The 14239-nt window shown below is 48.4% G+C and carries 12 protein-coding genes; all 12 read left to right on the plus strand.

Features of this window, described 5'->3' with window-relative positions; genetic code table 11:
- Positions 1–114: 114 nt before the first annotated feature.
- Positions 115–858 carry a hypothetical protein gene (locus tag CJA_RS16395; RefSeq protein WP_012488977.1) on the plus strand — a complete coding sequence of 248 codons (744 nt, stop codon included), beginning with the start codon at positions 115–117 and terminating at the stop codon, positions 856–858.
- A 317-nt stretch (positions 859–1175) separates the two neighbouring features.
- Positions 1176–1916, plus strand: coding sequence for a PEP-CTERM sorting domain-containing protein (locus CJA_RS16400; protein ID WP_012488979.1), 741 nt, complete (start codon positions 1176–1178; stop codon positions 1914–1916).
- Between the two features lie 127 nt (positions 1917–2043).
- Positions 2044–3504, plus strand: a complete 1461-nt coding sequence (locus tag CJA_RS16405) for an exosortase/archaeosortase family protein (protein ID WP_041551678.1) — start codon at positions 2044–2046, stop codon at positions 3502–3504.
- Positions 3505–3514: 10 nt separating this feature from the next.
- A complete protein-coding gene (locus CJA_RS16410; protein WP_012488981.1) occupies positions 3515–4654 on the plus strand; it encodes a glycosyltransferase family 2 protein in 1140 nt (379 codons plus the stop codon).
- Between the two features lie 8 nt (positions 4655–4662).
- Positions 4663–6015, plus strand: coding sequence for a phenylacetate--CoA ligase family protein (locus CJA_RS16415; protein WP_148208911.1), 1353 nt, complete (start codon positions 4663–4665; stop codon positions 6013–6015).
- Positions 6003–6917: a glycosyltransferase family 2 protein gene (locus CJA_RS16420; protein WP_012488983.1), complete on the plus strand. Its 915-nt coding sequence runs from the start codon at positions 6003–6005 to the stop codon at positions 6915–6917. Before CJA_RS16415 ends, CJA_RS16420 begins: the two co-directional genes overlap by 13 nt.
- Positions 6918–7922, plus strand: coding sequence for a polysaccharide deacetylase family protein (locus CJA_RS16425; protein WP_012488984.1), 1005 nt, complete (start codon positions 6918–6920; stop codon positions 7920–7922). It begins immediately after the preceding gene.
- A gap of 49 nt (positions 7923–7971) precedes the next feature.
- Positions 7972–9627: a phospholipid carrier-dependent glycosyltransferase gene (locus CJA_RS16430; protein ID WP_012488985.1), complete on the plus strand. Its 1656-nt coding sequence runs from the start codon at positions 7972–7974 to the stop codon at positions 9625–9627.
- Positions 9624–10754: a glycosyltransferase family 4 protein gene (locus tag CJA_RS16435; RefSeq protein WP_012488986.1), complete on the plus strand. Its 1131-nt coding sequence runs from the start codon at positions 9624–9626 to the stop codon at positions 10752–10754. The genes CJA_RS16430 and CJA_RS16435 overlap by 4 nt, the downstream gene beginning before the upstream one ends.
- Positions 10755–10760: 6 nt before the next feature.
- Positions 10761–11867 carry a glycosyltransferase gene (locus CJA_RS16440; RefSeq protein WP_041551679.1) on the plus strand — a complete coding sequence of 369 codons (1107 nt, stop codon included), beginning with the start codon at positions 10761–10763 and terminating at the stop codon, positions 11865–11867.
- Positions 11864–13153: an O-antigen ligase family protein gene (locus CJA_RS16445; protein WP_012488988.1), complete on the plus strand. Its 1290-nt coding sequence runs from the start codon at positions 11864–11866 to the stop codon at positions 13151–13153. Before CJA_RS16440 ends, CJA_RS16445 begins: the two co-directional genes overlap by 4 nt.
- 62 nt (positions 13154–13215) lie before the next feature.
- Positions 13216–14142 carry a glycosyltransferase gene (locus tag CJA_RS16450; RefSeq protein WP_012488989.1) on the plus strand — a complete coding sequence of 309 codons (927 nt, stop codon included), beginning with the start codon at positions 13216–13218 and terminating at the stop codon, positions 14140–14142.
- Positions 14143–14239 lie beyond the last annotated feature (97 nt).

Below are 14239 nucleotides of genomic sequence, written 5' to 3' on the forward strand. Positions count from 1 at the left end.
CAACAACTGCTAGAAAGAAAACTCAAACGCCGAAAAGTAGCGGCAGAACATAGACACAGATCATAAGAAAAGGATTATTCGGACAGCAGTTGTATCCGAACTCAGGTACTGGCAATGCCCCGTTTTTTTACCCCTCACATCACACCTTACCGTGTACTTTTTATGTCATTGACGCTCAGCGCCTGTGGTGGGATTGACTATGAGGAAAAGAAGGCCACCGCTACCCCCCCAATACAAACCAGTACCAGCGAGTCCAGTGCAGAATTATCTGCCGTTTCTACCTTGTCCAGCAGCTCAAGCTCGCTCACCTTATTAGGGACAGGTACGATTAATCGTTCATCCAGTAGCTCAATCCCGGATGTCTGGAGCAGTAACTCCGTGAGCAGCCCGGCAAGTAGCTATGCCACCAGCCAGGTCGCCATCATCCAGCCCGGCGCACCTGTAAGTTCAGCTCCCCAAAGCTCATCAATACCAGGCAACACCAGCAGCCTGTCAAACCCGGTATCCAGTGCAAGCTCTGTCTTTTTTTATTCATCCTCTTCGGCCAACAGCAACGCAGCAAAAGAAGCCGTACCCTCATCACAAGCCAGCCTCTCCTCCACATCCAGTGATGCTGTTAACCCGCTCCTTTCCTGGATACCCCCAAATGCCCGCGAGAATGGTGAATACCTGGATGCCTATGAAATAGGTGGCTACGAAATACGCTACAAAAGCCCTGAAAATGATACCTATACATATATCCGCCTCCCATCCGACCAAACAGAATACCCGGTCGATACCCTGCCCCCAGGCACAGAGATAGACATTGCTACCTATGATATCCATGGTCTTTATAGCGAATTCATTAAGATCAAATAGATATAAAAATATAATAATCGATAACATTGTCAGAAAATTTAACACCTGAAAATCATTAACCTGGTGCTTTTTTGCACACTTTCTGCCATTTATTCGGCAAAACTGCCGCCGGATCAAGAGAGCCCGGCAATCCAGGACGTGGATTTCTTTTAATCGCTTAAAAGCGCAGTCGATATTTCTTACACCCCCCTTTCCAGTCCTCCCCAAAAAAACCACAACATATTGAAAAATAAAATATTTTTAACAGTGGCAAGACTATTGCTTAAAGCGAAAGTGCTCGTTTAACACTCACTCATTTCCAAACGGAAGGATGCGCTATGAAATCTTTATTTAAGACCTTGCTTGCAAGCAGCGCCCTGGCGGCAGCTACAGCAAGCGCAGCACCTGTAATTAGCATCAGCTTTGACCCCAATGCAGAAGCCGATTTCCTGGCCCTGCTCAACGGCCCGACAGTTGTTGAAAACTTCGACAGCCTTGGCGGCAGCCCAGTCTATGGCGTGGACGATCATCACTCCTGGGAAAGCAAAAGCGTCAGCTACGTCACCAATGTAGGTACCTTTACTCTGGTAGAAGCTGGACAGACTACGGATGGCAACGTTCACAATGATGAACTGATGATTGAAAGTGCCGATACCGGTGAAGATGGCCGTGAAATCCTCTCCAATTATGCTGGTGACCTGTGGCTCGACAGCAATGATGCCAAAAAAGTTGAATGGAGCCTGAGCGCACCACTGTCCGGTTATTTCAACGCTTTCGGTTTCTATCTTGCCGACCCATCCGATGTCAGCGCCAACCTGACACTGACGTTTGCCGATGGCAGCTCCAGCGTTAGCGCCACCACCTTTTACAAACTTCCCAATGCCAGCCTGGGTTATGTCACCGTTATCAGTGACAAAAACATCGTTGGCGCAACCCTGACCTTCCTCAATACCACCAAGAATGATGGCTGGGGTATTGATGATGTGACTGTTGGTAATGTGCCAGAGCCAGGTACCCTGTTGTTGATGGGCCTGGGCCTGTTGGGCTTGGGAGCTGCCCGCCGTCGTTTAGCTGCGTAAAACCAGCGCGCGATATAAAAAGCCGGCTACAAATGCCGGCTTTTTTATTGTTAGCCTTAAAGCTATTCGCTATAAAAAAAACAGTGCATCAGGTAAGATTCCAACATCTTTTCACGTGGACACCTGCATGGAAGACCCCCGACACTCACACGTCAATCCCTTCAAAATAACGGGAGCCCAGCTCATACCACTGGTATTGATCCTGTTGGTGGGCTTTGCTTTTTTTCCCAGTCTAACCCTGCTTTATGGACGCTGGACACAATGGGACGAAGGTATGTCCCACGGCTTGATGATTGTGGGCTTTTTTATTTTCTCGCTTATTAAAAGCAGCCCCTGGCCTATACACCCGCAATCCGGACTTATCACTTTTCTGAGCTGGATTTTACTCGCGCTTACCTCACTGCTCTGGTTTCTGGCCGATGTTGCCAATATTCACCTACTAGGCCAACTTGCCCTAATACCTGCATTTATTCTTGTCATCACTATCCGTTATGGCTGGCGTACTGCCTACGCACATAAATGGCTCTTGCTTCTCCCGATCTTTGCTATTCCAGTATGGGATCTACTTAACAACAGCCTGGTCAATCTCAGCAGCCTGGTTGTGGGCAAATGGGTACAGCTAATCAATATGCCTGCGGTAATAGATGGCAACAGTATCTTCATTCCCTTCGGCCATATTCTGATAGCAGATGGTTGCTCTGGAATTCGCTACTTTGTCATTTCACTGGCCCTGGGCTATATCGTCAGCTATCTCAATCACTACTCATGGCGCAACCTCTTGATAACCCTGGTGATTGCAGCCTTCCTTGGTTTACTCGCTAATTGGCTACGCATTTTTATCCTGGTGGTAGTCGGTTACGAAACACAGATGCAAAGCGCCTTAATGAGCGATCATGAATATTTTGGCTGGGCACTGTTTGCCCTGATTGGCTTTCCTGCCATCTATTTTGCCCCTGTCGTTAAAAAGCAAACAACTCACGAATATCTGCCCCCATCGACGACGCCCAGGCCGATACTGATGTTGTCCATTATTGCCGGGCTGGCCATAGGGCCATTATTGAATGCAATATTGAATGAACCTCCTGTTTATGCACCGCTTAAAGATTTGCTCTCCTCAAAAGCCAACCCGATTCCTGTAAGCCACATGCCATTGCTGCTGACACTCCCCACGCCTGCTCATAGTGAGCATGTCCGTATTGACGAAACCTACCTACAAATTGACCAATACCAGCGCGCTGCCAAGCAGGATAAGCTGGTCCCCTATATTGCTCGCCTTTACAACAACCAGGAGTGGACACTGGAAGAAAGGCAAACCATTAGCCTGGGAGCCATTCAAGCGCAATTACAGCAATACCGCCATAAAAGCTCAGGGCGATACGTACTACAATTGCAGTGGTTTGCCTTGGCCGGCACCACAACTGACAGCCTGGTAGTGGCTAAACTGCTACAAATTCCTGCGCAACTACGTCAGCAGAACCAATTCCAGATTTTCAGCCTACAAACCCGCTGTGTAACCAGTAACTGCGAAACAGAACGGACATCCCTGTTGTCTGTAGCCAACTCATTACAAGATCTTTTAATTCGGTAAGGTATTTTTTGTGGATATCATCTTTTGGATTAGTACTCTGCTGATTTTTTATATTTACATTGGCTACCCCCTCTTACTGCGTTACTTACCACGCAAACCGCTCGCCCTAGAAGATCTCTCGCAACCACTCCCCAGGGTCAGCGTTTTAATCCCTGCGTTTAACGAAGCCAAATGTATTGTCGACACTATCCATAACAAATTAAATCAGGATTATCCGGCAGAGCTGATAGAAATTATTGTCATCTCTGACGAATCGGAAGACGATACCGATAATCTGGTTAACACCATTGCAACACAGGACCCACGCGTACATCTGATTCGCCAAATGCCCCGCCAGGGAAAAACATCCGGATTGAACTTGGCAATACCCCAAGCACGTGGGGATATCATTGTATTTTCCGATGCAAACAGCCACTACCATCCCCAGGCACTGCGGGAATTGGTGAACTGCTTTAATGATCCTGAGGTTGGCTATGCCACCGGAAAAATGGTGTATGTCAATGCCGATGGCAGCTTGATTGGTGACGGATGTAGCGCTTACATGAAATATGAAAACCACATGCGCCGCCTGGAAACCCAGGTCGGTTCTATTGTTGGAGTAGACGGTGGAATAGATGCCATCCGCAAATCGCTCTACCAACCGATGAATGCTGATCAACTACCCGATTTTGTATTACCACTAAAAGTGGTCACCCAGGGAAAGCGCGTTATCTTTTGCGAGAGCGCCCTGCTTAACGAAGAAAGCCTGAGCAGTGCCCAATCTGAATTCCGCATGAGGGTACGTGTTTCCTTGCGTGCTTATTGGGCCATGTGGGATATGAAACACCTGTTCGATCCTTTTCGCTATGGTATTTTTACGCTGCAGCTTACCAGCCATAAATTACTGCGCTACCTGGCATTTATACCGCTATCTGCAGTCTTTATAAGCAACGGCTTTATCACCGGCCATGGTAGTTTTTATCAACTCACTTTTTTAATACAAATCCTTTTTTATGGTGCAGCTGCATTTGTCTCACTCAATGACGGCACTAAAAACCGCTGGCTGGGGTTAACCCATTACTTCTGCCTTATCAATATCGCCTCTACCATGGCATTCCTGAAATTTATCAAAGGTGAAAAAATTGTTTTATGGAAACCCAGGGTGGGCTAAGGAATCAGATGATGCTAAAAAAAATTGATCGCTTACTTGGCAGTCTGGCTTATAGGCTTTGGGATTGGAAAGAGGGATACGTCCGTCTGAATACATTCAACCAACTCAGACAGTGCGAACACTGGCCACCGCACCAGTTGCAACAATGGCAAGAGCAGCGGCTGACACAACTATTGCGCCATGCCCACAAAACCAGCGATTGGTACAAGCCTATCATTGAACGCGCATGCCTAAACCTGAACCAAACGATCACCTTGGCAGACTTACAAAATCTGCCCATCACCACAAAGCTGGATATTCGCGACAATACTGACAAATTCATCAGCTCTGATTATCAAAAAACATCTTTGGTAAAAGCTAAAACAGGTGGCTCAACAGGGGTATCCCTGAATTTATTTTTTGATCGACATTGCCAGAAACTACGCAATGGTGCCCAGCTCTATGCAGATGCGTTTAGTGGCTGGAAGCCCGGCGCACGTATCGCAGCAATATGGGGAAACCCCCCAACGCCCAGAACACTTAAACAGAAAATACGCGCCTTTCTATTGGATCGAATGATTTATCTAGACACCATGGATCTTAACCCCCAATCCATGGCAGCGTTTGTCACACGCTGGCGATCATTCCAGCCTGACATGATTTTTGGCCATGCTCACTCCATCTACTTATTCGCCAAATATCTCCATGAACAACAGATTATTGACCTTAACCCCCAGGGCATAGTGGCAACATCCATGATGCTGCTGGATCATGAGCGACAATTAATTGAGCAGACATTTGGCTGCAAAGTATCGAATCGCTATGGCTGCGAGGAAGTAGGCTTAATCGCCGTTGAATGTGAGCAGCATCAGGGCATGCATATCAATAGTCCCCATATCATCCTCGAATGTCTCAATGAGCAAGGCCAGCCCTGTGCTCCCGGCGAAACAGGAAAGCTGGTCATCACAGACTTAAATAATTGGGGCATGCCGCTCATTCGCTACCGTGTGGAAGATATGGGCGTTTTGACCCATCGAGTGTGCAGCTGTGGACGCACCACTCCACTCCTTGGGCGCCTGGAAGGGCGTGTTGCGGATTTTCTCAAAAAGCCGGATGGCGGACAGGTAGCCGGGGTATCGTTGGTTGAGCGAACACTGACCAAAATACCGGGCGTGGAACAAATGCAACTGGTTCAGGAAAACCTATATGAAATTATTATCCATCGGGTAAAAGGCGTTGAATATACAAGTCAGACGGATATATTGCTCATGGAAGAGTTTCGACAAGTATTTGATGACCGTATTAATTTGATTATCAGGGACGTAGAAAAGATTCCGCAGGAGAAATCCGGGAAATACAGGTTTTCGATATGCAAGATTTAATTAATTCTCGCAACATGCAAACACAACCATTAGTCAGTGTCGTCATTGCTACCTATAACATGGGCCAATACCTTGCCCAGGCGGTAGAGTCCATTCTTAACCAAACCTGGAAAAACCTTGAGGTCATTGTCGTCGATGACGGCTCTACCGATGATACAGAGCAGGTCATGCAGGCCTATCAGGCCAATACCAGAGTCTACTACCTGAAAACGATTAACCAGGGACAACCCAAAGCGAAGAACACCGGCATTAACAATACCAAGGGAGACTACATCGCTTTTTGTGACGCAGATGACTTCTGGGAGCCCTTTAAGCTCGAAGTACAACTTCCTTTATTTAACAATCCTGCCGTCGGTGTGGTTTATAGCGAAGTGAGTAATATTGACGAGCAAAATCGACGTTATGTTCGCCCAGCCAACGAAGTTCGCCATTCCGGCCAGGTTACCAACCAACTCATGATTGAAAACTTTGTCCCCTTTGGCACATCGGTTATTCGGCGTGCGTGTATTGAGCGCAATGGCGTGTTCGACGAAGAGTTCAGGATGGGCATCGACTGGGACCTGTGGTTGCGCTACTCACTGGACTGGGAGTTTGCCTATACACCGGAGCGAACTTATGTGTACCGGGTATGGTCAGGGCAGATGTCGACCAACTATCGCGGCCGTTATGATTTTGCCATTCGCATCTTAAATAAATTTGTAACAAAGCATAAACCTCAACTGAATCCACGCTACGTCAGAAAAGCCTGGGCGGATATGTATATCAGTAAAGGCGTTGTTTACGCGCGCAATGAAAAACGCTTTTGGATGCCATTGCAACATATCCTCCATGGGGTATTACTCGATCCATTTACAACCTATGGCTGGAAATCGCTGATCAAACTTTGCCTGGGACGGTGCTAAATGAACTCAACCAAGCGCGTGCTACTGGAATCGATTGAAAAATTGGGCGGTTTCCGCCTGATGCAATGGCGATACAAAAATAAGCCACAGATTCTCATGTACCATCGCGTTATTGATATGCCGAGTGTGCGTGGAATGACTCCCGCCCTCTTTGAAAGGCAACTGATTTATTTGCGCAATCATTTTCGTATAGTCCCCATGCAAACCCTGGTAGCAGAATTAAAAACGGGCAACATACAGCCCTATACATTGGCACTGACATTCGATGATGGCCATTTTGATTTTTATGCTCACGCCTGGCCATTACTCAGGAAATACAAGCTCCCGGCCACACTCTATATTACTACCGGATTTGTGGATGGAACCCATTGGCTCTGGCCGGACCTTATCAAATACTTGTTGACGACACACACCCTGGTAGGTGAGGGCCGGGATAGCATCGAACTCCAGCCATTGGGACAACTATCAACATCACCAACCAATATTGATGAAACCTGGAATAAAATTGGTGATTATTGCCTTACACTGCCGGTTGTAGAGCGAAACCACTTTATTCAGCGCCTGGCCCAACGTCTAAACGTATCCTTTCCCTCCCAGCCACAATCCCCATTCCAGGCAGTGACCTGGGATCAGCTGCGCGAAATGCACAGGGAAGGACTCGATATAGCCAGCCATACCATGAGCCATCCACTCCTGAGTACACTGGACTCACACAGTTTGCATCAGGAGCTGCACATGTCTGCCAATCGTATCCAGCAAGAACTGGGGTTTATGCCCCTTGGCATTTGCTACCCCAATGGACGCGAAGAAGATATAAGCCCAGCCGTAATTCATCAAGCGCAAAGCCTGGGTTATCACTACGGAGTACTGGCGCGAAATTATCCAAGTAATGCAGAGCATGTATTTTTGTTGGGACGGGTTTCCGCACAACAGGACTTTACCTATTTTAAATGGTCCCTGTCGCGACAGCAGCCAATTACCGATCAGGTTCCGTTTGATTACTAATAACCAATCTGTGAACACACCAATACACAAATAAGGCATCTCCACGGCAATGCAAAAACAAACACCTCATTTATGGCTCTGGTCCCTAGCATTATTAGCAGGATTTTATCTGCTATCCCTCTATTTTAAATTACCGCTTTTATACATAGGCGCCCCCTACACTACCATTGATGACAATACCCTGTATGAAGCTGCATTTCTCGTCTGGTTTGGTGAGGCACCACCACAGCGCACCTATGTGGAAAGCTGGTTAGCAGGCATCAGCGTATTACTGACCTACCTGGGCCACTTGATTGGCACTAACCAGCTGGATCAGATCGGCCTCAATGTGGTTGCCGATGCCTACAGGCTCTTTACCGAACAACCCGATCCGTTTGTACACAATTATCGCTTGTTGATGCTGGCCATAGATCTGTCCAGCGCGGGCCTGGTCTATCTGCTGGCACTCCAGCTGCTGGAGCAAAATCCCCGCAAACACTGGTATGCCACGCTGGCATCGGGACTCTTCCTGCTCAGTTACAACAGTATCTGGTGTTACCTGGTCGCGCGGCCAGATACCGCAACGGCCTTTTTCAGCCTGATCGGATTCATCTGCTATTACCGCTCGGAATTTGGGAAACACCTGCTCTGGTTAATAGCAACCGCGATTGCCCTCGGCATAGCAACAGGTTTTAAATTACATGCCGCCATGGCTGCGGTGTTTATCACCCTGGACCTATGGCGCCATCATGGTCTCAGGCACGGTTTATTAACCATGCTGGGCTTTAGTTCGCTGGCCCTGGTTACCTTTCTGGTCGCAACCGGCAGCACGCTCTTTGATCCATTGCTCTATATCAAATTACGCGCCTTAAATATTAAAGATGATGCCTCGCCATGGATTCAGTGGGGCGAGCAAATCCGTGTGGTCTTTGAGGGCACCGGTTGGCTTATCATTCCTTTGTTGGCAAGCATCCTGTGGCATTTCAGGGCAAACGCCGCAACAAAAATCCCGGAAAAGATAAAAAGTGCATTGTTTATCAGCGGCCTGTTTATCCTTGTATTTATGTCAATCCGGCAGTTGCGTGCCTATTGGATGTTGCCGGCCCTGCCACTCTTCTATGTGGTAGCCGTTTACCAGCTCAGTCAATTTCGCCTTAAATCATTACAGTTCTCCATAGCATTACTGCTGCTAGGAATTTTCAGTTTCCAGTGCCTGCAACAGGTTAAAAGTTTTGAAGATGCACGTTATAACGAAATGCAGGACTGGGTTAAAAACAATGTTGCCCCCGATGAGCCTATCTATATCATCGGATACGATACCTTGTTCCTGCCCTGTAACAATGAATGCCTCGGCCATCGCAAATATGTGCTGGAGCGCCTGCTGCAGCAAGCATTGGCCGACGACGAGCCATTCACGCTGCGCCATATCAGGCTGTGGGAGGAACGCGCCCGCCTGAAACTGATCGATATGCTTAACGCCACATCGACAACCGGTTACAGCTACTATGGATTCAACCAGACGCCGGCGGATATCCTCAGTGAACAACTGCCTGTTTCCGCCTGGCAATATGTTTTTATCATGCCGAACTTTGATCGCCCCGGAGTCGATCAACTGGTCGCCCGGATTAAAACAGAATTCGATTACGTCACCCGTGTTCACGCTCCTGGCGGCAAAGCGGGAACCGGCGGCCTGCCCTACGATATTTACAAGCGGAAACTGCCATGAGCATCAAGCGCATACTCCACTTTATCGAAAGTGAGGGCGTCTATGGCGCGGAGCGGGTTATCCTGAACCTCTCGCAGCAAATGCAAAAACAGGGGGAATTTACCCCCGTTGTCGGCTGCATAGTCACCGCACCAGACAGTCCCAGCGACCTTTTTGACGCAGCCCGGGCGCAGGGCATAGAGGCGGTCAAAATTCCTATCGCCAACAGCAAACTGCTCTGGCAATTGCCCGCAGCCGGACGCCAAATCCGCAAGTTGCACATTGATCTGATCCATTCGCATGGGTACAAACCGTCGGTTTTCGGTTTTATCATTCGTCTGCTGACCGGCATCCCCATCATGTCCACCTGTCACCTCTGGTTCGAACCTGCAAAAGCACCGTTGAAAACCAGGGCCATGATTCGCCTCGAAAAATGGTTTTATCACTGGTATCCCAAAGTTATCGGGGTTTCCGAACCCATAGTTGCCATCCTCCGCCATGCCGGCCTCCACCAAAACCAGGTGATGCTGGTGCGCAATGGCGTCAACATTCCCGCGCCGCCCAACCCTGAGCATCTCGCACAGTTACGCGAAGCATTGGGCATAGGGGCACAAGAGTTTGTCCTGTTAAACAGCGCGCGCCTGACACGACAAAAAGGGCAGTGGAACCTGCTTGAAGCCACACAGAAATTACTGCAGGCAGGCATCCCCTGCCGCACCTTGATTGTAGGCCACGGCCCCATGCGCGATGAGTTGCAGCAGCAGATAGAACAATTGAAGATAGGCCACGCGGTAAGCCTGCTGGGATTTCGGGAAGATGTGGATCAACTGCTCGCACTCTGCGATGTATTTGTATTGCCCTCCCTGGATGAAGGCATGCCCATGAGCCTGCTGGAAGCGGCCGCGGCGCAGAAACCCATAGTGACAACCCTGGTTGGCGATATAGGAAAGCTCATTACACATCAACATACCGGTTGGGTAATTGGGGTCAACGACACCCAGGCGCTGTACAAGGCTATAGAAACCTTGTACAACCAACCAGCGCTTGCCAGGGAACTCGCACTTCATGCACACCAGCGCATGATTGCAGAATATTCCAGTGAGGCGATGAACCATCAATACGCCCGGATTTACCGCGAGATTGGATAACCTTGTATGACGACCGACACCCGGCCTCCCACTAAAATCCTGTACTGCATCGACAAGTTGCTCAGAGGTGGCACTGAGTTGCAGTTGATCGGCTTGATAGAGCGCCTTGACCCGGCGCTCTATCAACCTTACCTGCTCACCATTCGTCCCAGCGATCCTTCACTGGTTCCTGCCAACTGTATTGCGCTGTCATGGGATGTCCCCAAATTATTTTGCTGGTCGGGACTTAAAGCGCTGTTCAGCCTTATTCAATTCCTGCGCCGCGAACACATCGATATAGTGCAAACTTTTTTCCAGGACTCCACTGTCTTCGGTGGCCTGGCAGCCTTTATCGCAGGCACCAGAGTGCGGCTGGCCTGTTTTCGCGATCTGGGTTTCTGGCTGACGCCGAAGCAGAAAAAAGTGCTGCCCTTTATCTACCGGCGCATGACCGGGTTTATCTGCAACGCCCATATGGTGCGCGATCATTTCAGCCATATCTTTAATATCCCCCTGGAGCGCATGACTGTCATCGGCAATGGCGTGGAAGCCTCTGCACTCCGCTTTATCCAACACACCGGCCCCTGCCAGCATATTGGCATCGTGGGTAATATGACCCGCCCGGTAAAACGCACGGATTTATTTATCAAGGCCGCCGCCATAGTTGCCAAGACTCACCCCGACATCCAGTGGCATATCCTGGGAGACGGCCATTTACGGACAGAACTGGAACAATTGGCAGAGGACTCAGGTATCCGAGGCAAACTCCAATTTGCCGGACGCATCGACAGGATACCCGAGTATCTCGAACGACTGGATATAGGTGTTATCTGCTCGGATTCAGAGGGTCTCAGCAATGCGTTGATTGAATATATGTTTAAGGGTGTTACGGCCATCGCTACCGCTGTCGGTGGCAATCCGGAACTGATTGCTCACGAAAAAACGGGCCTGTTGATTCCTCCGAATGACGCACAGGCTTTAGCCGATGCGCTGAATCGCCTTATTGAAGACAACGACTTGCGTCACCACCTGGCATTACAGGCCAGGGAAAAAGCAGAACAGGCATTCAACTGGCCATCCTGCCTGCAGTACCACCATCACTTTTATCAACACCAACTTGGCCGCCAACCATGAAGCTGCCCGAAAAAGCACTCATAGAAAGCCCTTCACACTACGATATTTTCTCATTGTTGCGCGGCTCTGCACTGAGCTATATGGTCGGCTTTTATATTTTCGCCTTTTACCTTGAACTGCACTTCCGCATTCCGCAATTACAATCCATACGTTTTCAATTCACCTACGGTGCCATTGTTGGAGCCTGTTGCCTGGTTGCTTTTTTTACAGAAAAAAAATATTCCCCCCAACTTAATACCGTCACTAAATATGCGTTCGCACTTATATTTTTTCTGACACTTTACACGGTGTTTTCAATGGATAGGGCTTCATCCATTGTCATTTATAGCGACAGGGGTGTTAAATTTGCGGTCGTGGCCTTTTTTATCTACGCAGCCGTCCGCAACATTGAAGATTTGCGAGTCATTATTGCCTTTATGCTATTGGCCTGGTTAAAAATAGGCCAGGAAGGTTTTTGGGGATGGTTCACCGGCAACCTGGTTTGGGAAAACCAGGGCATCCCCAGGCTGCACGGTTCCACAGCCATGTTCGGCCATCCCAATTCCTTCAGCGGATTTGCGGTTGGCTGTATGCCTTTTGCCATATTTCTGTTATTCAGTGTCAAAAGCTACCTATTGCGCGCAGCACTGATAACACTGATTTTTTTCAGCCTGATTATTATCGTGACCACAGGCTCACGCACGGGTTATGTAGCCATTGTTATTGGCAGCATTTATTTTTTCATGAAGCTGAAAACCGGAAAATTCAAAGTTTTTATGCTGGTACTGCTGGCCGGCATACTCACGATAAACCTGGTTCCGGAACACTACAAAGAAAGATTCGAATCTATTTTTACCGGCGAGGAAAAAGAAGGGCAGTCCAGCGATAAGCGCAAGGAAATTATTGCCGATGCCATTGAAATATATAAAACCTACCCACTGGGCATCGGGGTAAACGCTTTTCCTTATGTACGCAGCCAAATGTTCGGTCGAAGCCAGAACACACACAACCTGTATCTGGAGGTTTTAACCAATATAGGCCCCTTCGGTTTCCTGGTATTTATTCTATTCGTATGGCATATCATTAAGCGATGTATCGCTAATATACATATTCTCGACAAGCTCAACGAGCCGACACTTAACGATAAATTGCTGGTCAATTTTAGCAAGGCAATTATTGGCTTTATGTTGATGCGGATACTCCTGGGACTCTTTGGCATGGATCTGTACGAAATCTATTGGTGGCTGGCCCTCGGCCTCACCCTGGCAGTAACCAAACTCACACACAAACGCATAGCTGAATCATGAAAACAGATAACCCAATACAAGCAGCATGGTTTACCTGGGAGATACAACCCCGCAATCGGAGCATGAGCAAAGCGCTGGATATCCCGTTATTTGAAATCATTTCCAAGCGCGGAAAAATCATGAAATACCCCGAGCTGATTCGCAAAACGCTCAACATCATAAGGAATCGCCAAATCGAGGTATTGTTTGTCCAGAATCCCTCCATTGTCCTCTCCGCATTAGCCATAGCCTGCAAAATGTTTCTGGGAAAAACCGTATTCGTGGATGCCCACAATTCCGGGATATACCCTGCAGAAGGGAAGAGTCGGATACTGGGCGCCATTGCCAGGTGGATTATCCGTCATGCAGATAGCGTCATTGTCAGCAATCAGTACCTTGCAGACATTGTGCATGCGTGGGGAGGTAACCCCCTGGTGATACCAGACCCACTGCCCGATCTGCACACCGCGGAAATTTATCAGGCCGACAGGCCTTATGTATTGTTTGTTTGCACCTGGGCTGCCGATGAGCCCTATTGGGAAGTGATTGAAGCAGCGAAGCAATTGCCAGCAATGGATATCTACATCACTGGAAAATACCAAAAAGTTATCCATAACACACAGATTTCCGCTATACCAGCCAATGTGAAACTTTTAGGCTATGTCAGCGAGAATGACTACCTGAGTTATTTTAGCGGGGCGCTCTGCGCTATAGACTTGACCACCCGGGATCACTGCCTGGTCTGCGGCGCTTACGAAGCGGCGCGCCTTGGTATTCCTGCGGTGCTGTCTGATATACGGGTAAACCGGGAGGTCTTTAATCAGGGGTTTATCTATACGGCGAATACCGCCCATGCAATTGCCGCCGCGGTGGAAAACGCCATTCGCAAAAGAGGCGACTTGACCACGGCAATTAATGAATTTGCCAGGCACCATGAACAGGAAATTCTCACCAAAACCCGATCCCTGAAAAATAGGATTCGAGATACATCAGCTACAAACGCTGAATAAAGTTTTTCTGTTTCTTATAAAGATATTAGATAACCAAAACGTGATATATGTCACATTCATTTAAGACAAATCTCAGCACAAAGTCTAGGCTTATAGA

Source organism: Cellvibrio japonicus Ueda107, from assembly GCF_000019225.1.
Classification (GTDB): domain Bacteria; phylum Pseudomonadota; class Gammaproteobacteria; order Pseudomonadales; family Cellvibrionaceae; genus Cellvibrio; species Cellvibrio japonicus.

Bases quoted from the DNA above. Each gene is read 5' to 3' on its own strand.
- CJA_RS16420 (WP_012488983.1), top strand. From the start codon at position 6,003: ATGCAAGATTTAATTAATTCTCGCAACATGCAAACACAACCATTAGTC.
- CJA_RS16405 (WP_041551678.1), top strand. From the start codon at position 2,044: ATGGAAGACCCCCGACACTCACACGTCAATCCCTTCAAAATAACGGGA.
- CJA_RS16395 (WP_012488977.1), top strand. From the start codon at position 115: ATGCCCCGTTTTTTTACCCCTCACATCACACCTTACCGTGTACTTTTT.
- CJA_RS16435 (WP_012488986.1), top strand. From the start codon at position 9,624: ATGAGCATCAAGCGCATACTCCACTTTATCGAAAGTGAGGGCGTCTAT.
- CJA_RS16440 (WP_041551679.1), top strand. From the start codon at position 10,761: ATGACGACCGACACCCGGCCTCCCACTAAAATCCTGTACTGCATCGAC.
- CJA_RS16430 (WP_012488985.1), top strand. From the start codon at position 7,972: ATGCAAAAACAAACACCTCATTTATGGCTCTGGTCCCTAGCATTATTA.
- CJA_RS16400 (WP_012488979.1), top strand. From the start codon at position 1,176: ATGAAATCTTTATTTAAGACCTTGCTTGCAAGCAGCGCCCTGGCGGCA.
- CJA_RS16445 (WP_012488988.1), top strand. From the start codon at position 11,864: ATGAAGCTGCCCGAAAAAGCACTCATAGAAAGCCCTTCACACTACGAT.
- CJA_RS16415 (WP_148208911.1), top strand. From the start codon at position 4,663: ATGATGCTAAAAAAAATTGATCGCTTACTTGGCAGTCTGGCTTATAGG.
- CJA_RS16450 (WP_012488989.1), top strand. From the start codon at position 13,216: ATGAGCAAAGCGCTGGATATCCCGTTATTTGAAATCATTTCCAAGCGC.
- CJA_RS16425 (WP_012488984.1), top strand. From the start codon at position 6,918: ATGAACTCAACCAAGCGCGTGCTACTGGAATCGATTGAAAAATTGGGC.